The organism is Floridaenema fluviatile BLCC-F154 (genome assembly GCF_041929135.1).
GTDB classification, from domain to species: domain Bacteria; phylum Cyanobacteriota; class Cyanobacteriia; order Cyanobacteriales; family Aerosakkonemataceae; genus Floridanema; species Floridanema fluviatile.
Map to the genome: position 1 here is coordinate 309633 of NZ_JBHFNS010000094.1, position 22375 is coordinate 332007.

Below are 22375 nucleotides of genomic sequence, written 5' to 3' on the forward strand. Positions count from 1 at the left end.
TTCTCCCCGATCAAGAAAGGGAATGCAACTTAATATTACCCCTGGTTCAATTTGCTACCACTCAAATATATAATTATACAGAGATGAAACCTCAGAAAATGTTAATGTATTAATAAGCTGTTACGCATTTAAATCACTTATTAACGAGTAGGGTGCGTCAGACGGTAAAGCCTATGTAGAAAGGAAAATATCTAAATCTGACGCACCCTACAATATGACTTTTAAATGCGTAAAAGCTTACATTACAGTTTCTTTATGTGATAAATTGATTAATTTTAGTAAAAGCTTATAAGTCTCTTACTTTTATGCTACAACATAATATTAATCTCTTATTAAAGAGAAGGATAGAAATCCAACGCTTTTCATAAAAATTAAGCGTGTGGAGAATTATCATAATCATCACCTATGGAAATGATGTCAGACAAATGCCCTACGGTTTTGATAATTGCTCGCTCTAGCAAAAATACAACTTTCTACTGTAGTTGCTTAAGAAACCACTGGAGTAACTATTATATTGTGGAAAGTGATTCTCTAGTAGGAAGTCTGAGATCATGCCAGAAAAAAATACCTGATGTAATTTTACTAGATTACGATTTGTTTGTTCGTGGAGAACAGAGAGCTATTAGGGATTCTTCACAACAGATACTAGAAGAAAAAACTCAAGAATTTCTCTCACAATTAGAAGCAGAGTTTAGTAATACAGATATTCCTGTAATTGCATTGTTAGAACAAGAGAATGAGACGATCGCCGATCGACTAATAGAACAAGGGGTTCAAGACTATCTGATTCAAGAAAATCTCACCGCTGACTTGCTATGCCGTACAGTTCGCAACGCCATCAAACAAGGGCATTTACAGCGACAGATTGCTCAACTGAGAACAGAAATCAAAAAACCGTTTGTGACTTTAGCAGAAAGCTCTCCAGTTGGTATTTATCGTACCGATGTCAATGGTAAATGTACTTATGTTAATCAGCATTGGTGTGAATTAACTGGATTAACAGCCGCAGAAGTAGTTGGTGAAGGATGGGACAGTGTTTTACACCCGGACGATCGCGATCGGATCGCCACAGAATGGTACGAATCAGTGGTTAAAGGAACGACATTTAAAACAGAATGCCGTTTTCAGACACCTAACGGCATCACCAATTGGATTGTTGCTCAAGCCGTCGCGGAAATCGACGCGAGTGGAACCATCACGGGTTATATTGGCACGATCGTCGATATTAACAAACGTAAACGGCTAGAAGAGGAACTGCAAGAAAGAGAAGCCCGCCTTAATGCGTTTTTTAGTTCGGCTCCCGTAGGGATGATGATTTTAGACCAGAACTTGCAATTTCTCCAGGTAAATGAGCAGCTGGCAACCATTGATAACATGACAGCAGAAGCTTATATTGGCAAAACCCTTTGGGATATTTCACCAGAAATAGCTCGCCAAATCACACCGTTACATGAACAAGTTTTAGAAACCGCAAAACCAATTCTGAACCAGGAAGTTAGCGTTGAGATTCTCAACCAGCCAGGAGTTAAACGAACCTGGATTGTATCTTATTTTCCGATCGAGAAAAACGCTAGCGATCGCCCTTCTGGAGTCGGAGGCGTGGTGATTGAAATTACCGATCGCAAACAAGCAGAAGAAGCCCTACGCCAAAGTGAAAAAAAACATCGGGCTTTGCTGAAAGCCTTGCCCGACCTAATTATGCGAATTAATCGAGCCGGAATATACTTAGATTTCATTGCCACTAAAACTTTTAAAGTCCTTGGTAAAAAAGAAGATTTTATTGGTACTCATATCAGAGAAAGTCTGCCCCATAGCTTAGTTGAACAGCGAATAGCAGCGATCGATACCGCACTTCAAACTGGAACTATTCAGATTTATGAACAAGAATTGGAAGTAGAAGGAAAAATTCAAACCGAAGAAGTGCGGGTAGTTGCCTGTGGCGAAAATGAAACCTTGTTAGTAGTGCGAGATATTAGTGCTCGTAAAGAAGCCGAGAAGAAAATTCGTAAAAGCGAAGCAGCATTGGCAGAAGCGCAACGCATTGCCCATATTGGTAACTGGGAATTTGATGTAGAAAAGCAGAAAATTACCTGGTCAGAGGAGTTATTTCGCATCTACGATTGGCAAACCGATCGACTTGAGCCAACTTTCGCAGAACATATCCAGAAGATCGTTCATCCAGAGGATCGAGAATATTTTGTTCAAACAGTGCAACGGGCGCTATTAACTGGAGAACCTTACTTAATGGAGTTTAAAGCATTGCGCTCCGATGGCTCGATTCGGATTATTGAAGGTCGGGGTGAAGCTACTTTGAATAGTCAGGGACAGGTAATTCGACTGTTTGGCACAGCAATGGATATTACCCAGCGCAAACAAGCAGAACTGGCGCTGCAAAGTTTAGTAGAAGTGACAGCTTCGGTGACAGGAGAGGCATTTTTCCCAGTTTTAGTAGAACAAATTGCGATCGCGCTCAATGTAACATCTGTGATTGTCTCCGAAAAAAGTGGAGATCGATTAGAAACTCTAGCTATCTACTCCGATCGGCAACTCCAACCCAACTTTTGTCGAGATATCATTGGTACACCCTGCGAAATGGTTCTCCAGAGAGGTAAGTATTACTGGCAGGAAAATCTCAACCAAATCGATTTTGACTTTATACCCTTAGAATCTAAAAGTTACTTAGGAACTGCTTTAAGGTCTACATCTGGTGAAATTATCGGTGTTTTGAGCGTTCTCGATCGCCAACCGATCGTCAACGCAGAACGAGCCGAAATCTTACTTCAAATTTTTGCCAGTCGAGCAAGTGCCGAGTTAGAACGCCAACAAGCAACAGAAGCTTTATTGCAGCTTAATCAAGAACTAGAAATCATTGTCGAACAGCGCACAGCTGCATTGCAGCAAAGTCAAGAAGAATTAAGTACTATTTTTAGTCTGGCAGCAGTTGGCATCGTGCAAATTGATGCCATCACCTTTCGCTTCCTGAAAGTAAATCAAAAGTTTTGCAATACCCTTGGTTACACTGAAGCCGAACTAACTGCAAAAGTTGTTACAGAAATTACCCATCCTGAAGATATCGCGGAAACTTTAAGCTGTATGCAGCAAGTTTGTACAGGTAAAATCAATGAGTTTTTTGTGGAAAAACGCTATATCCGTAAAGATTCCAGTTTGTTATATGCTCACGCCAATGTTTCTATAGTTCGCCGCCCAGATGGAACGCCTGAATATTACATTGCGATTATTAAAGATATTAGCGATCGCAAACAAGCAGAATTAGCATTGCGGGAAAGTGAAGAACGCTTTCGGACTTTATTTGAAGCTACACCTAACCCAATTCAGGGCTTTGATAAGGAACGCCGAGTAATTTTTTGGAATCGAGCCAGTGAAGAATTATATGGTTACACTTGTGCGGAAGCAATGGGTCAGCGAGTGGAAGAATTAATCATTCCTAAACAAATGTGGGCTGAAATGATACCCGTTATTGATGCTTGGATTGCAGATATAGCAGATCCTTTACCTCATGGGGAACTACAACTCCAAAATAAAAAAGGCGAGCTTGTCGAGGTTTATTCCAACCATTTAACTCTTAAAAACCTGAATGGTGAATCAGAAATGTATTGTCTGGATATGGATCTGCGCGATCGCAAACTCCTAGAACAAGAACTGCGCCAGATGAACGCAGTACTAGAACGCCGAGTCGAAGAACGCACGATCGATTTACAAAAGGCAATGGAAACTGCCGAAGCCGCAAACCGAGCTAAGAGTATCTTTCTGGCAAACATGAGCCACGAACTGCGAACACCGCTGAATGCGATTCTGGGATTTACTCAGTTAATGTCTCGCGATCGCACTTTGAAACCAGAAAATCAAGAACAACTGAGCATCATTAACCGTAGCGGTACTCATCTTCTAAATTTGATTAACGACATTTTAGAAATGTCCAAAATTGAAGCTGAATGTACTACCATCAACCTTACAAGGTTTGACTTACAAGACTTACTCTACACTGTCAAACAAATGTTTCAACTGCGAGCAGAACATAAAGGCTTAAAGTTGATTTGCCATTATCCCCCAGAATTACCAAACTACATTGAAACTGATGAAGGTAAACTGCGGCAAATATTAATTAACCTACTGGGAAATGCTATCAAGTTTACCCAAACTGGTAAAATTACCCTGCAAGTTCAATGTCAGGACAGCAAAGCCAGAAACCAGAATGGTAAATCTCGCCCCATCTCCCCATCGTCGCACCTCCGTCTAAAATTTGAAGTGAAAGATACGGGCCCCGGTATTGATCCCAACGAGCTTCACAGGTTATTTGAGCCATTTGTACAATTGAAAAATCCTAAATTGAGTCAGGAAGGAACGGGCTTAGGATTAGCAATTAGTTACCAATTTGTCCGTTTATTAGGAGGAGAACTACAGGTTTTTAGCACTCTTGGCAAAGGCGCTACTTTCCGTTTTGAGATTCCAGTTACCTTAGTTTCTGCTGCTGATACGGTTACCAAACTTGGGGAAAAACGAGCGATCGCTTTAGCCCCCAATCAACCCTCGTACCGCATCTTAATTGTGGAAGATGACTGGGCAAGTCGGCAATTATTACTCAATATTCTCCAAATCTTTGGCTTTCAGGTGAAAGCTGTTGTCAACGGACAAGAAGCTGTTACTGTTTGGCAAAAGTGGCAACCTCACTTAATTTGGATGGATATAAGAATGCCGATAATGGATGGCTATGAAGCAACTCGGCAAATTCGAGCGATCGAAAAATCTCAGCTGGTAAACTCTATTCAGCCAACTAAAATCATTGCGCTCACAGCAGGGGTATTTGAGGAAAATCGCGATCGGGTAATTGCTGCTGGATGTGATGACTTCATACCCAAACCTTTGCATGAAAGCAATCTTTTAGACAAGTTAATTGAGCATTTAGGAGTACATTTTATCTATGAAGAAATATTCCCTAGAGGTAGGTGGAATAATAACCCAAAAACTACCGCTCTTAAGTTAGAGCCATCCGTCTTGCAAGTCATGCCCCCAGAATGGCTTTTTCAGTTTTATCAGGCAATAATACATCTCAATTCGACAAATATGTTGAAATTGGTTGCTCAAATTCCCCCAGAGCATCAAGCATTAGCTGAAGCTTTGCGAGAGAAAATTAACAACTTTGATTTTGAGCAATTAATGGTTCTATTTCAGAGTGCAACTAAATTAATCAAATAAAGCTACGAATTACACCAACTCAGAAAGGAAAGGTAAAATTATGCGAAATCTAGCCAAATTTCAACTATTTTACTTCAAAATGCAAAACAGTTTTTTTGAGTTGAAAACCCCAGATTAATTATTAGGAATACTTAACTTAAATGAGTAAAGAAAAACCAGAACTAAAACCTAAAATCCTTGTTGTTGACGATAGCTTGGATAGCTTAAATTTTTTATACAATCTTTTATCTAAGCAAGGTTATGAAGTACATTTAGTAACAAATGGTTTAGCAGCATTAGAGAAAACAGACCAGCTTTTACCCGATCTGATTCTGTTGGATATTATGATGCCAATAATGAATGGGTATGAAGTCTGTCAAACCCTTAAGTCTAACGATCGAACTTGTAATATTCCAGTAATTTTTGTCAGTGCTTTATCAGAAGTACCCGATAAGGTTCTTGGGTTTTCTGCCGGAGCAGTAGACTTTATTAATAAACCATATCCAGTAAAAGAAATGCTAGTTCGCATTGAATACCAATTGAAGATTGCGAAACTGCAAAAAGAACTGAATCAGCAAAATGAACAACTAGTTCAACAAAATCAAGTTTTGGAACAGGAAATTGCTGAACGGAAGCGAATCGAGCAAGATTTATGTAAAACAAATCCTCGATTAACAACACTGATTGAAAATCTACAAGCTGGTGTTTTATTGGAAGATGAAAATCGGCGAATTGTGCTAGTTAATCAAATATTTTGCGACCAATTTAACATTCCCGTTTCACCGCAGTTTCTCATTGCTACTGACTGTTCCCAAGCAGCAGAACAGAGCAAAGTATTATTTAGGGAACCCGATCGATTTGTTCAGAGGGTTGAACAAATATTAGCTGAAAAACAGTTAGTTGTAGGTGAAAATATTTTCTTAGCAGATGGTCGAATCTTTGAAAGAGATTACATTCCAATTTTCCGCGAACAAGACTACCAAGGACACCTATGGCAATATCGTGATATTACAGCACGGAAAACTGGGGAACTTCAACTATTCAAACAATCGCAAGCTTTAATAGCTTTTAGTCATAGTTTGAAACAGTTGCATCGTTTAAGTATAACAAATTTTGATAACATGGAATCGCTATTTGCTGATTATATCCAAACTGGATGTGAAGTACTTAATTTTTCATCTGGTGCAATCGGTCGAGTACAGGATGATAGCTATACTTTTTTAGCAGTTAAATCAGAAATTGAAGGCTTAGTTCCCAACTTAATAGTTAATTTATCAGATTCCTACTGCGCTAAAGTAGTGGAGAAACATCAAACTATTTGTTTTCTTCATGTTGGTGAAATGGAGGAAATGCGATCGCACCCTCTATATAAAAATTTCCAAATAGAATCTTATATCGGTACACCTATTTTTGTTAAAGAAAAACTCTACGGCATTCTTTGTTTCTTTTCTAAGGAACCCAGAATTAACGGATTTGAAAATCATGAAAAAGAAATCATTGAGTTAATGGCTCAAAGCATTTCAAGATTTATCAGCGCCCGTCAAACAGAAGCAGAATTACACATTCTCTTTTCGGCAATGACCGATCTTGTTATTGTTAGAGATATCAATGGACGATGCCTAAAAATCGCTTCGCCCAGTCCTTACTTGTATAAATCAGCTGAAGAAATGGTTGGCAAAACATTACATGAAACTTTGCCACCTTCCATTGCCAATCTCTTGCTGGACGGGATTCATGCCAGCCTCAAGAAGAAACAGACGATCGACCTAGAATATAGTCTAGCAATTCGGGGGCGTAATACTTGGTTATCTGCGCGGATTTCTCCCCTCTCGGAAGACTCGGTAATTATCGTCGCACGGGACATTACTACCCGCAAGGAAATTGAGGAAGCTTTGCGACACAGTGAAGCACATAATCGAGCATTATTAAAGGCGATTCCTGACTTATTAATTCGGGTAAATGGAGATGGTTACTATCTAGATCATGTTGCGCCACCAGACTTTGAAGCGGTATTTGGTAGCGATATTATCGGTAAGCATTTGTCTCAAGTCTTACCACCAGAATTAGCAGAACGTCAATTACATTTTATTGAAAAAGCATTATTAACAAATGAGCTACAAGTATTTGAGCAGGAATTTGAAATTAACGATAAAGTCTTATGTGAAGAAGTGCGAATTTCTGTAGTTGGTGCTAACGAAGTGTTGTTGATTATGCGGGATATTAGCGATCGCAAACGTATAGAAAAAGAACGCCAACGGGCAGAAAACGCTCTTGCTAAAGCTAAGGAAGCAGCCGAAATAGCCAATCGAACTAAAAGTGAATTCCTCGCCAACATGAGCCACGAACTGCGAACACCTCTCAATGCCATCCTGGGTTTTACTCAACTGATGCTCAAGGACTGTTCTTTAGAAAATTCTGCGAAAGAATACGTAGAAATTATTAATCGTAGTGGTGAGCATTTATTGAATTTAATTAATGATGTTCTGGAAATGTCCAAAATTGAAGCAGGTAGAACTTCTTTAAACCAAAATGAATTTAATTTGCATGATTTACTGAAAAACATTGAAGAAATGCTACGCTTGAAAGCAGAATCTAAAGGATTACAACTAATTTTTGATTGCGACATTAATGTTTCTTTATATGTAAAAACTGATGAAGGCAAACTGAGGCAAGTTTTAATCAATTTGCTGGGTAATGCAATTAAATTCACTACCGAAGGAGGGGTAACTTTGCGTGTGAGAAGCGAGGGAAATGGGGAGACGGAGAGATGGGGAGATAGGGAAAATATTCCTTACACTTCTGACAAAATTACTCTTTACTTTGAGGTTGAAGATACTGGGCCAGGGATTGAACCGGAGGAAGTGGAGGTATTATTTGAGCCGTTTGTGCAGAAACAAAATATGCCAAATACCCAAGAAGGGACGGGATTGGGTTTATCAATTAGCCGAAAATTTGTGCAGTTAATGGGGGGAGATATTAGGGTGCATAGCGTGCCTCAGCAAGGTACTCTCCTTCAGTTTGAGATTCAAGTTGACTTAGCAACCAACGATCGTCAAAACTCGCAACAATGCACTCAAAAAGTGATTGGTTTGGTTCCTGGGCAACCTAATTATCGGATTTTAGTGGTAGAAGATAATTTAGATAACCGGGAGTTGTTGGTAAAATTGTTGCGATCGCTTCCGCTGGAAGTACAAGAAGCAACTAACGGTCAAGAAGCTATTTCTCTCTGGCAAAGTTGGCATCCAGATTTAGTTTGGATGGATATGCGAATGCCTGTGATGGATGGATATAAAGCAACCCAGCAAATTAGAGCTATAGAGAAAAAATTAAGCGCAATATCTCCTTTACAACCCACCAAAATCATCGCTCTCACTGCTAGCGCCTTTAAAGAAGATCAGGTCAAGGTTTTAGCAGCAGGTTGTGATGATTTTGTCAGCAAACCTTTTCGACAAAAAATAATTTTTCAAAAAATATCACTGCATTTAGGAGTACAATATATCTATGAACGGGAAACAGAAATTAAAGCAAATAAAGCAACTTACTCGAATACTATCACCCCCACCTTTGCTGCTAAATTTCTTCAGGAAATGTCAGATCGGTGGTTGGAAAAGTTTCAAACAGCAGCAATTACTGGCTCAGATGATGAACTAAATCGGCTGATTGCGGAAATTCCTGCACTAGATCCTGATTTAGCTAATATGTTAAATAACTGGATCGCTAATTTCCAGTTTGATAAGCTGCTCGATCTCATTGACAGCAAAAATAAAATTAATGAATAATAAGCAGAGAATCTAGGGTTTAGGACGATAAAACAAATCCTTAACCCAAAACTCAAAATTCAAAGGTTTTTTATTTAAAGATGATTTCAAAATTTATGAATTTCGACAAAATTGACATTTTCAAGGCAGATATTTTGATTGTTGATGACTCACCGGATAATCTTCGTGTTTTATCTACTCACCTAAATCATCACGGGTACAAAGTCCGCTGCGTGAGAAGTGGTGCAATGGCATTAGTTGGGGCTCAAACTACTCCTCCCGATCTGATTTTGCTGGATATTAAAATGCCAGAAATGGATGGTTATGAAACCTGCCAACAAATGAAAAAAAATCCTCAACTTTGTCATATTCCAATTATCTTTCTCAGTGCGCTTGACGATCCGATCGACAAAGTAAAAGCTTTTGAAGTTGGTGGGGAAGATTACATTACTAAACCTTTTGCGATCGAAGAAGTTTTAGCTCGTGTTAAACATCAATTAACGATCGGAAAACTACAAAAAGAACTTATGCAAAAAAATGAACGTTTACAACAGGAAATTTATGAGCATCAACGCACTGAAGCAGCTTTGCGAGATGCCAAAGAAGTAGCTGAGGCAGCAAATTATTCCAAAAGTGAGTTTTTAGCAAGAATGAGTCATGAACTCAGAACTCCTTTAAATGCAATCCTGGGTTTTACTGAATTAATGCAGGACAGTACATCTCTTACTAATGAACATCAAGAATACATCAAAACCATCCATCGTAGTGGTCGGCACTTGCTCAAACTGATCAATAATATTTTGATGATTACACAAGCAGAAAATCGGCATATTTCGTTAAATGAAGAGGATTTTGATTTATATTCTTTACTCAGTCAAGTAGAAACATACTGGCAGTTTAAGGCAGAATATGAAAATATCCAGTTTATTGTCGATCATAGTTCAAAATTACCCCGATATATTCATGCTGACAAAAGTAAACTACTGCACATTTTAAATAATCTTCTGGAAAATTCCCTGAAATTTACACCTCAAGGTTATATAAACTTTCGAGTGTATGCAGACACTATTACTGCAAATGCTGAACAAGAAGTAACGGTTGAGGAGGCAATATTAATTAAGCATAAAATAGCACTTTACTTTGAGTTAGAAGATTCAGGAATGGGAATCTCAGAAAATGAACTTAGTAGTTTATTTGAGGTGTTTTCGCAAATAGATGTGGGAGGAAAATCTAACCAAGGAATTGGTTTGGGATTGCCTATAACTCGACAACTTATTCAACGTATGGGTGGAGATATTGCTATTAGCAGTAAGTCCGAACAGGGAACAACTGTTAGTTTTTTTATTAAAGTTGATTTAGCAGAAAAAAATGATTCGGATGAATTGGTTGAAAATCCTGGGGAGTTTACTGAAGATTTCTTAGATGCAGTTTCTTTTCAGTTGTCACTGGAAACTATCACACCTGATATGTTGCAAGCAATTATGCCTACTCAATGGGTAAAAGCGATTCATTTAGCCGCAATTAAAGGATTCGATCGCCAAATTTTACAGTTGATTCAAGAAATTCCCTCATCTCATTCCACGTTAGCTGAAACTTTAAAATATTGGACAAATAACTTTTGGTTCGATCGCATTGTCGATTTAACACAACCATTGCTGAATTTACCTCATTCCAATTAGTACTCTCTACCAAAGTTCAAATTACTGAATTAGTCTTTATGGCGTGTGTTTCACTAGAATCAATCATTAATCGCAATCCTCAAACTGCTGCACCAGATATTTCCGTGCAGGAGGCGATCGCTTTAATATCTCAAACAGAAGATCGTTGTCTTTTAATTGTTGAGACAGCTGAAACAGGTGAAAATAGATTAGTTGGCTTATTGAGCGATCGAGAAATTGTGCAACTAATAGCATTAGATAAAAACTTCGCCAACTGCCCAGTACGGGCAATCATGGTAAAAGATTTCACAACTCTAAAAACATCAGAAGAATACGATCTTGCTACAGTTATTGCTTTATGCAATCAACAGGAAGTCAAGCATTTACCAATTATCGACGCTCAAGATCATTTAGTCGGTTTAATCACGCAAAACTGTTTAATGGCACTGACACATGACAGGTTGCTGAAACAAAAAATATGTGACTGTCGTCAAATGTCACTGGCATTACAAATCTCAAAAAGTAGACTTAATGATGTGATTAGTAGCCGCCAAAAAGTAGAAGAAACACTAAAAAGACAAAATGAATTTCTGAATAACTTAATTAATACAGCACCAAATCTGATTTTTGCTAAAGATTGGAATTCTAGATTTGTATTAGCAAATCAGGCAGTTGCAGAAATTTATCAGACAACGATCGAGAATTTAATCGGCAAAAATGACGCAGATTTTAATCCCAATTTGGCAGAAGTCGATCGCATTCTTCAGGACGATCGGGAAGTGATCGCCACTGAAAAACCTAAACTAATTGAAGAAACAGTTACTTCACCAACAGGTGAAATTCGCTACTTTCAAACGATCAAAAAACCTATTCAATCGATCGATGGTAAAACTATATTAGCATTGGGAATTGCTGCTGATATTACCGAGCGCAAACAAGCCGAAGCCGCCTTAACACAACGCGAGCGATATCTAGAGATCCTAGTTGAAATTCAACAACAGTTACTCGCCACTAAACAGGAAAACACTTATTATGTAGAAGTCTTAAAAAAGTTAGGAATCACCGCTAAAGCTTCTCGCGTTTACTTATTTGAAAATCATCGCGATCGTGCAGGTAATTTGTTAATGAGCCAACGCGCCGAATGGTGCGCCGAAGGAATTAAACCCGAAATTGAGAACCCAGTACTCCAAAATCTTTCTTACCAAGACTCCATCCCTCGTTGGAGAGCAATACTAGCATCAGGTAAAGTTATCAATGGACTTGTGGCAGAATTTCCCGAATCCGAACGAATGATTCTCGAATCTCAGGGCATTCTTTCCATTCTAGTGCTGCCGCTAATTGTCAATCATGAATTTTGGGGTTTCATCGGCTTTGATAATTGTCAAGAAGCCCGTGCCTGGAGTTATCTAGAAGTTAGACTTTTAAGTGCTGTTGCCTCCGCTATCTCATTGCACCTGGAACGCAAACAAGCAGAACAAGCTCTACCTCTAATTTTAGAAGGAACAGCCGCTAAAACAGGTAATGAATTCTTTCATTCCTTAGTACGCTACTTAGCAAAAGTGCTGCAAGTTCGTTATGCCTTCCTCACACAACTAATTCAGCCAGAAAAAAACAAAGTACGTACTCTTGCCTTTTGGCAAGGAGATAGTTTTGGAGAGGACTTTGAATATGAAGTAGTGGGAACTCCCTGTGAGGGCATTTTAGCTAATGAAATTATTTACTATTCTGATTCGATTCAAGGACAATTTCCTCAAAATAAACATTTAGCAGAATTAAATGCCCAAAGTTTATTTGGTGTTCCTCTCAATGACTCAGCCGGAAATGTAATTGGATATTTGAAAGTTATAGACACCAAACCTTTGAATAGGGAGCCAACTTCAGAACAAATTCTTCGCATCTTTGCCGCTAGAGCCGGAGCCGAATTAGAACGGATTGAAATTACCTTACGCCAAGCAGAAATGCTTGCCCAAACACAACGACAATCTATTGAATTAGAAAAGGCGAAAAATGCAGCTGAGGCTGCCAACTTTGCTAAAAGTGAATTTTTGGCAAACATGAGTCACGAATTGCGAACACCTCTCAATGCTATTCTCGGTTTTACCCAAGTGATGAGCTATGATACATTTCTCAAATCAGAGCATCGAGAGTATATCAACATTATTAATCGCAGCGGACAGTATTTGTTGGATTTGATCAATGATGTGTTAGAAATGTCGAAAATTGAAGCTGGAAAAGTTACTTTGCATCCTACTAGTTTTAACCTTTACCATTTGCTAAATAATGTGCAAGAAATGCTTCAACTTAAGGCAAATGCGAAAAATCTTGCTTTAATTTTCGATCGCTCTCCCCACCTTCCCCAATACATCACCACCGACGAAAGCAAATTACGTCAAGTTTTACTCAACCTGTTAGGAAATGCGATTAAATTTACCACCCAAGGTTACGTAACTCTGCGAGTCCGAAGTGAGGAAGCAAAAGAACAAAAGAATTCTTTCACTCAAAACTCCAAACCTTCCCAGTCCCAGATTACTCTTTATTTTGAGGTTGAAGACACGGGAGTTGGTATTGCTTCTGAAGAAATGTCACAGTTATTTAAACCTTTTGTGCAAACTAGTGCCGGAAGAAAATCTTCAGAAGGAACTGGTTTAGGACTGGCGCTAAGTTGTCAATATGTCCATTTAATGAATGGAGAAATTAGCGTTGAAAGTGTTGTTGGACAAGGCAGTTTATTTCGGTTTCATATTCAAGTACAATCTGCTCAAGCAACAAATGTACTCACGCTTAATCAACAACAACGAGTTATCGGTTTAGCACCTAATCAACCTGTTTATCGCTTGTTGATTGTGGAAGATCAATGGGAAAATAGTCAGGTATTAGTTCAACTGCTGCAACCAGTTGGATTTGAGGTAAAAGTTGCTAAAAATGGACAAGAAGGAATAGAAATTTGGCAAAACTGGCAACCCCATTTAATTTTAATGGATATGAGAATGCCTATAATGAATGGGTATGAAGCAACAAGACGCATTAAATTAACTCCTGAAGGTCAAACAACGAAAATTATTGCTGTCACAGGTAGTGCTTTTGAGGAGAATCGTTCAGAAATTTTGGAAATTGGTTGTGATGATTTTATTCGTAAACCGTTTCGTACAGAGGTAATTTTTGCTAAATTAACTGAATATTTGGGGGTACAATATATTTTTGCAGAAATGCCAGGAGTGGCAAGCCAAAGCAATGAATTACGATCGCACAAAAACTCCCAAATTCTTAGTCCCGGCTGCCTAGAGATCATGCCGAAAGAGTGGCTGACTCAGTTCTATCAAGCTGCGGTGGAAGGGCGCGATCATCAATTATTAGAGTTAATTGAGCAAATTCCTGAAGCTGATTCCGATCTGGCACTTGCTCTTAGTGAAGAGATTGACCAGTTTAATTTTCCGCTAATCATAATGTTAACTGGACTTGACGAGGAATAAGTTAAGCTTTAGCTTGTAGTGACATAAACTTAAGAAAGCAATCTTTAAAGATTCAGGAAAATGTAATTACGCCTTTGGTTAAAATAATCAAGTATATAATTTTATTCTTAAGTCAACTACTCACCCAGTAAAAAGTATGAAACTCTTTAAAGATTCATCTCATTTTATTACCAATACTGTCAAAAAAGTGCCTTTACGCTTTATCCTAGTAGTGCCTTATGTTGTACAAATTTCTACAGCAGTTGGGTTGACAGGTTGGTTTTCTCTGAACAATGGTCAACAGGCAGTAAATAATCTTGCCAGTCAGTTGCTTGATGAAGTAAGCGAACGAGTTTCGCTACATCTCAATAATTATTTAGCTGCGCCTCCCCAAATTAATCAAATAAATTTAGCTGCTATCGATCAAAAAATGCTTAATGTGAATAATTTCTCAACTACCGGGCGTTATTTCTGGAAACAGATGCAATCATTTAATGTTAGTTATATCTCTTTTGGTAATCCTCAAGGGGAATTTATTGGGGTGGAAAGGCTGGATGATGGAAATTTGCTGCTTAATGAAGTTTCCGCAAAAACTGGTTTAGGTAAACTCTATATTTATTCTACAAATAAGCAGGGCGATCGCAAACAACTGCTAGAAGTTAAAACTTGGGAACCCAGAGTTGAAGCTTGGTATACGGAGACTGTAAAAGCGGGTAAACCAATTTGGAGTTCTATTTATCAATGGGAAGATAAGCCAGAGGTTTTATCAATTTCTGCTAATAGCCCAGTTTTTGCTGGTAAAAAACTTATTGGGGTTCTTAGTGTCGATCATACATTAAGACAAATCAGCGAATATTTAGCGAAAGTTAAACTCAGTGCAACCGGGAAAATTTTTATCATTGAGCGCAATGGTTTATTAGTTGCTAGTTCCACTAAATCAACTCCTTTCCAAATTCAAAATAATCAAGCTAATCGACTGAAAGCATTAGAAAGTAATGATGGGCAAATTCGAGCTACTACTCAACATTTAATCAATGCTTTTGGTAGTTTAGAAAATATCAAGAATAAACAACAAATTATCTTTTCTAAAAATCAGCGATATTTTGCGGAAGTAACTCCTTGGAATGAGGGTTATGGGTTGGATTGGCTAATTGTAGTTGTGGTGCCAGAATCGAGTTTTATGCAGCAGATTAATGCTAATACTCGGACAACAATTCTGCTTTGTTTTTTAGCTTTAGCTACAGCAATTTTATTGGGATTAATTACCTCTCGTTGGATTACCCGATCGATCCATCGATTAGTAGAAGCAAGTCAAGCAATTACTAATGGTGAATTAGACCAAACTATTAATATCAAGGGAGTCAAAGAATTAGAAGTTCTCTCCCATTCCTTCAATCAAATGGCACAACAACTTACAGAATCTTTTACAGAAATGGAAAATCGGGTGCAAGAAAGAACTGCTGAACTTGCCAAAGCGAAAGAAGCAGCTGAAGTTGCTAACCTTGCCAAAAGTAGATTTTTGGAAGAAGTCAGTCATGAACTACGCACTCCACTGAATATTATTCTCGGTTTTTCTCAGGTATTGAATTATGATTTATCTTTAACAGAGAAGCACAAAGAAGCGATCGCTAAAATTCAAGCCAGCGCCGAACATTTGTTATCTTTAATTAACAACATTATTAAATTTTCCCGATTAGAATCTAATACCACCACGATACATGAGAATATAATTAAAATTGAAGCAGAAAAAAATCACCAAAATGCTGAAACTCCTACATCGGAACAGTTACACTTACTCTTAGCACAACTCCCTCAAGAATGGATAGCCGAGTTACATCAAGCAGCCCTTCAAGGCTCTGATTGTCAAATCTTGACATTGATAGAACAAATACCTGAAGAATATTCCATTTTAAGTGATACTTTAACAACCTGGGTTAATGATTTTAACTTCAACGAAATTTTAGATCTTACTCAACAGATGACATTATGAAGCACAAATCAGGAAGTACTAAATCTAACGAAGATATTCTTATAGTTGATGATACACCAGATAATCTGCGCCTCTTGTCCGCTATGTTGACTAAAAAAGGGTATGAAGTGCGTAAAGCTTTGAATGGTAGAGCCGCGATCGCATCAGCACAAGCAGATACACCCGACCTAATTTTATTAGATATTAAAATGCCAGAAATGGAAGGTTATGAAGTTTGTCAACATTTGAAAGCAGATCCCAAAACTCGTGATATTCCAGTAATTTTTATCAGCGCCCTCGATGACGTTATGGATAAAGTTAGAGCATTTGCATCGGGCGGTATTGACTATGTAACTAAACCATTTCAAGAAGCAGAAGTTCTAGCTAGAATTGAAAACCAACTGAAGATTCAAAGATTACAAAAAAAACTGATTCAGCAAAATGAAGAATTGGCTCGATCGAACCGAGAACTAGAACAATTTGCCAGCGTTGTTTCACACGACTTACAACAACCTTTGCAAGGAATTACAGGTTTTGCCAAAATAATGGCGATCAAATATCAGAATTCTTTAGATGAAACCGCCCTTGACTATCTGAATCGAATATTTGAGTCCGGGGGGCGAATGCAGCGATTGATCCAGGATTTATTAACTTATGCTCAGGTAGGTACGCCAAATCAGACATTTGAATTAATTGATTGCAATCTGATCTTAGAGCAAGTAAGAGAAAACTTACAAACTGCAATTGCAGAAAAATATGCCAAGCTGGATTATGATTTTTTACCGAAAGTAATCGGAAATGAAACTCAATTAATCCAACTTTTTCAAAACCTGATTAGCAATGCAATTAAGTTCACAAATCCAGAAAAATCACCCGAAATTAAAATTTTAGCTGTCCCCCAAAATTTCAAGTGGTGTTTTGAAATTCATGACAATGGTATTGGGATAGATACAGAAAATTTGGGGCGGATTTTTGAAGCTTTTCACCGAGTTCATTCAGCTAAAGAATTTCCCGGAACTGGTATTGGTTTGGCAACTTGTAAGAAAATTATCGAAAATCATCAGGGAGAAATTTGGGTAAAATCTGAGTTAAATGTGGGTACAACTTTTTATTTCACTTTGCCTATAGAAAAGCAAGGATAACCACGATGGAACTGAAAGTTTGGTTAGGGAAATTTGTCAAAAACTCGTTTTTCGATCGCGGAACAAATATTCCTTTACGATCGGTATTAGTAGTTCCTTTCGTGCTACAAACAGTGGGAGCAGTGGCACTGGTGGGTTATTTGTCTTACCGCAGCGGGCAACAGGCAACAGAAAATTTGGCGAGTCAGTTGTTGCGGCAAACTTCAGAACGGGTGAGCGATCGCCTCACCACCTACTTACAACCATCACAATACTTTGTTGCCGTTAATCGATATAAGGTTACACAAGGTATATTAAACCTAAACAACCAAGAGCAGTTGCGCCAAGAATTATGGCAGCAAATAATTCTCAATCCATCACTTCCCAATGTTGCATTTTGGAGCGATCGGGGTACGGCTCTGAGTTATGTCAGAGTTGTATCAGAGGAAGAAAAGAATTTAGCTACTAAACACACGAAAATTCCCACTTCGATCGGCACTATCTATTTCAATACAACTATTCCCAATCTGCGGCGTTATTTTCTGGTTGATGCTCAAGGCAAACCCCAAAAACAAGTTTATATTTTCAGAGATGACTTTCGCAATTTACCTTGGTATCACGAGGATAAAGCGATAAATCGCCAGCACTGGAGTTCGATTTTTATCTCTAAGGTAGCAGGTCATTTAATGATCCAAGCAGTGGCTCCTGTCTCGGATAATACCGGGAAGTTTGAAGGGCTTTTTGTCGCTGGTTATGGCTTATCTAATATCAGTACTTTTCTGAATAAGTTAGACTTCTCCCCCCAAGGACAAATTTTTATTGTGGAACGATCGGGAAATTTAGTTGCTACATCAGTATTATCAGAACAATCAGGAATGAAATTGGTGAAGGGTAAAACCGATACGCCTAACGGCAAGCTACGCGAACGCTTATCAGCTGTCAATAGCCAGGATGAAATTACACGAAGAATTGCTCAAAATTTACTACAAAAATTCGGCAGTTTTCAAAATATTCAAGATGCTAAACAATTAAGTTTTACAGTTAATCATCAACGGGATTTTGTACAAGTAACACCCTTCAAAGATAAATACGGCTTGGATTGGCTCATAGTGACGGTGATTCCAGAGCCGGATTTTATGACGGAAATTCAGAATAATAACCGCACTACTTTTTTACTTTGCTTGCTAACTTTAGGATTAACGATCGGATCGGGATTGATTATTGCCGATCGACTTACTAATCAGATCTCCCAACTGAATCAAATCAGTCAACAACTGGCAACCGGAGATTTAACCCAGAGATTGCCCCATAAGATCCCCGACTTTTTGAAGAAGTCGGGGATTTCAGAAGTGCGAGAATTGGCACAATCTTTCAATTTGATGGCAGATCGGTTAGAACAATCTTTCGAGCAAATCAAAGTTGCTTTAGAAGAATCTCAGGAAAAATTTACTACTATTTTTCGCACTAGTCCTGACCCGATCGCTATTGTCACTACCGCAGAAGGACGCTTTGTAGAAGCCAATACTAAAATGTGTGAGTTTTCTGGCTATTCTCGCGCCGAATTAATCGGTTATACAGCGAAGGAATTGGGTTTGTGGGTAGATTTAGACCAACTCAGACAGTTTAGAAAACTCTTAGAACAGGGTGCAGTTTCTAATTTTGAAATGACAGCCAGAATCAAATCTGGTGAACCTAAAATAATGCTCCTCTCAGGGGAAAGATGCAATTTACAAGGAGAGGATGTAACGATTTTTATTGTTAAGGATATTACCGATCGCAAACTCGCAGAAATCGCCCTTTTAGAATCCGAACTCAAATTCGCTACGATTTTTCTCGACATTCCTCAGCCAGCTTGGATTGCCACTTTAGCAGAAGGACGCTGCATTGATATAAACGAAAGTTTCAGTAAGGTTTTAGGTTTTTCTCGAATTCAAGCGATCGGCAAAACCTGTGTAGAAATGGGATTGTGGGATGATTTAAGAGATTTACAGCAATTTCGAGAATCTCTACTTTTGTACCGGAAAATTAATGATTTTGAAGTCGTATTTCACACTAAATCAGGTGAAGCGAGGACGGTATTGTTATCTGCCAGAATCAGCTATCTGGAAGATCAAGATTGTGTAATTGGGGTGTTGAGCGATATTAGCGATCGCAAACGCAGCGAAATGGAACGCCAAAAAGCCGAAATTGCCCTGCGAGAAAGTGAAATGCGCTATCGAATTCTTTCCGAAGTTAGCCCAGTGGTAATTTTCCGGCTCGACCTGCAATTTAACTGTTTGTATGTCAACGATCGCTGGAGCCAAATGACAGGCAAACCGAAGGAAGCGGCGCTAGGATATGGCTGGATGGCAGCTTTGCATCCTGATGAACGGGAGAAAATGCTGGCGCGATGGTCAGCACAAAGATCTCCACTCTCTTCCAGCAATGTCATTGTCAATACAGACGAAGGTAGACACCTGCGACCCGATGGTACGATTGGCTGGTACTACGCTCAGGTAGTTCCAGAAATCGATGCCACAGGTCAGGTAGTTGGCTTAGTGGGCTCCTTGACGGATATTACCGATCGCAAACAAGCCGAAATTGCCTTAAAAGAAAGTGAAAACCGCTTTCTTGAACTTTCTGAAGCGTCACCTGCCAATATTTACATCTTAGTCAGACGGCTCGATGGCTCATTTTACTTTGAACATCTCAGTCGAGCGATCGAGACGATTCATGAAATCTCCTCGGAACTAATTCTGGAAAACGCTAATCTCTTATTCGACTGCATTCATCCAGAGGATCGGACTGGCTACGAAACAGCCGTCGAAGTGAGCCGGGAAAGCTTGCAACCATTTCAATATGAGTGGCGCATTGTCACCTCATCAGGCAAGATCAAATGGCTTCAAGGGAACTCCCGCCCGAAAGCGCGAGAAAATGGCGAGATCGTCTGGTACGGTGTGGTGATTGATATTACCGATCGCAAAACCGCACAATTAGCCCTACAAGAGAGTGAAGCCCGTTTAAGGGAAGCACAACGAGTTGCCCAAGTTGGCAGTTGGGAATTAGATGTGGCAACTCGGAAAAGCAAATGGTCAGAGCAAATGTTTCGGATCGTAGGACTCGATCCCAGCCAGCCAGAACCTTCATTTACAGAAATACAGGAAATTGTACCAGCAGAAGATCGAGATAAATTAGCTGCGGCTGTGGAACGAGCGATCGCAGAAGGAATAGCTTATGAAGTCGAACATCGCCTTTGTTGTCCAGATGGGTCAATTCGCTACATTGTCAGCAAAGGTCAGACAATTTTAGATCGTCAGCAACGGGTGATTAAGCTTTATGGAACTGGTTTGGATATTACCGATCGCAAACTAGCCGAATTAGCGTTACAAGCTAAAACCGAGGAACTCGATCGATTTTTCTCCGTTGCACTAGATTTACTTTGCATTGCCGATACCGATGGTTATTTTCATCGCCTCAACCAAGAGTGGGAAAGAACTTTGGGTTACAGTCTGTCAGAATTGGAGGGTAGCAGTTTCTGGGATTATGTCCATCCAGACGATTTAGAAAGTACTCTGGGTGCAGTTGCAGATCTGATTAATCAAAAACAGGTGATCAATTTTGTTAACCGCTTCCGTTGTTTTGATGGTTCCTATTGTTGGATTGAATGGCGATCTTTTCCCATTGGTAAATTGATCTATTCAGCTGCTAGAGATATTAGCGATCGCAAACAAGTAGAACAAGAACTTCAGCAAGCCAAAGAAGCAGCAGAAGCCGCAAACCAAGCTAAAAGTGCTTTTCTGGCAACTATGAGTCATGAACTTCGCACCCCACTTAACGCCATTTTGGGATTCGCCCAACTGATGAATCGAGATGCAACTCTCAACCCAGATTATCAGAACTACATGAAAATTATTCATAGTAATGGCAACTATCTCCTGAAGCTAATTAATGAAATTCTGGAACTCTCGAAGATAGAAGCTGGGAGAATTTTTTTGGAGAAAAAGGCGATCGACCTATTCGAGTTTCTTCAATCATTGCATACTACTTTTAGTCAGCAAGTCAGCAATCAGGAACTACAGGTAAATTTAGAAATTTTTCCACAAGTGCCACAATATATTATTACCGATCCGCAAAAGTTACAGCAAGTATTAATTAATTTGATTGGCAATGCTATTAAGTTTACCAAAAAAGGAAAAGTCACCTTGCGAGTGAGTTTAGAATTTCCCGAATCTTTCCTCTCTCTACGCTTTGAGGTTGAAGATACAGGAGTTGGCATTGCGCCTGAAGATTTAAAGATGATTTTTGATGCCTTTGCTCAAGCACCAGCAGGAAGGCAAACAGAGGAGGGTACAGGACTGGGATTAACTATTAGCCGGAAATTTATACAATTAATGGGTGGCAAAATTACAGTTAATAGTAACTTGGGAAAAGGTAGCACCTTTGCCTTCACCCTTCCAGTCAAAATCACTACAGAAACCAGCGTCCAACCAAAGCAACCAAAGCAACAAGTGATAGGACTCGCTCCTAATCAACCTATTTACCGAATTTTGATTGTAGATGATAATGCCGGAAATCGATTACTTTTAGTAAAACTGTTAGAAAAAGTGAAATTGGAAGTAAAAGAAGCGGTATCGGGTGAGGATGCTTTTTGGTTATGGCAACAATGGCATCCCGATTTAATTTTGATGGATTTGCGAATGCCGGGAATCAATGGCTATGAAACAACTAAGTTAATTCGCGCCGCAGAGCAAAAGAATCAAGAAGTAGAATCTGCTGCGATCGATCGCCCAACTATTATTATTGCTTTAACTGCCCAAGCGTCAGTTAGCGATCGTGCCCAAGCTCTCGCCGCTGGCTGTAATGACTATATCAGTAAACCCTTTGAAGTAGAAACCTTATTTCATAAAATCGCAAAACATCTGGAAATACGCTATACCTACGCTGACGATAGTTACAACTCACTCAATCAAGAAACATTGGCGAAAAATTTGACAATGGAAAATTTCACAGTGATGCCAGACAATTGGATAGTTGAACTTTATCAAGCTTCCCGAAGCTGCCAACAAAAAGCAGTCACGCAGTTAATCAAACAAATTCCAGAGGAACATTTATCTTTAGCTTTAGCTTTAGAGCAATTAAATCAAGATTTCGATTTTGAAAAGATTATGCAATTGACACAATTGTATCTTGCTAAATTCAGTTAAATAGAGCTTGCCTATATTATCTTCTACATTTTTTCAGCAAGCCC

General features: G+C 39.0%; 7 protein-coding genes. All 7 read left to right on the plus strand.

Translation table 11 applies throughout. The features are described from left to right. Positions 1 to 516: 516 nt before the first annotated feature. The gene (locus ACE1B6_RS29585) at positions 517 to 5214 is read left to right on the plus strand and encodes a PAS domain S-box protein (RefSeq protein WP_413260889.1); all 4698 of its coding nucleotides are present in this window, start codon (positions 517 to 519) and stop codon (positions 5212 to 5214) included. 140 nt (positions 5215 to 5354) lie between these two features. Then, complete coding sequence (locus tag ACE1B6_RS29590) at positions 5355 to 8972, plus strand: response regulator (RefSeq protein ID WP_413260890.1); 3618 nt, start codon at positions 5355 to 5357, stop codon at positions 8970 to 8972. A 95-nt stretch (positions 8973 to 9067) separates the two neighbouring features. Next, the gene (locus tag ACE1B6_RS29595) at positions 9068 to 10630 is read left to right on the plus strand and encodes an ATP-binding response regulator (protein WP_413260891.1); all 1563 of its coding nucleotides are present in this window, start codon (positions 9068 to 9070) and stop codon (positions 10628 to 10630) included. A 38-nt stretch (positions 10631 to 10668) separates the two neighbouring features. Further along, positions 10669 to 14079 (plus strand): response regulator, encoded by a 3411-nt coding sequence (locus ACE1B6_RS29600; protein ID WP_413260892.1) that lies wholly within the window; start codon positions 10669 to 10671, stop codon positions 14077 to 14079. A 136-nt stretch (positions 14080 to 14215) separates the two neighbouring features. After that, the gene (locus ACE1B6_RS29605) at positions 14216 to 16048 is read left to right on the plus strand and encodes a histidine kinase dimerization/phospho-acceptor domain-containing protein (RefSeq protein ID WP_413260893.1); all 1833 of its coding nucleotides are present in this window, start codon (positions 14216 to 14218) and stop codon (positions 16046 to 16048) included. Next, positions 16045 to 17169 carry a sensor histidine kinase gene (locus ACE1B6_RS29610; RefSeq protein ID WP_413260894.1) on the plus strand — a complete coding sequence of 375 codons (1125 nt, stop codon included), beginning with the start codon at positions 16045 to 16047 and terminating at the stop codon, positions 17167 to 17169. The genes ACE1B6_RS29605 and ACE1B6_RS29610 overlap by 4 nt, the downstream gene beginning before the upstream one ends. A gap of 5 nt (positions 17170 to 17174) precedes the next feature. Further along, a complete protein-coding gene (locus tag ACE1B6_RS29615; protein WP_413260895.1) occupies positions 17175 to 22331 on the plus strand; it encodes a PAS domain S-box protein in 5157 nt (1718 codons plus the stop codon). Positions 22332 to 22375: the final 44 nt, after the last annotated feature.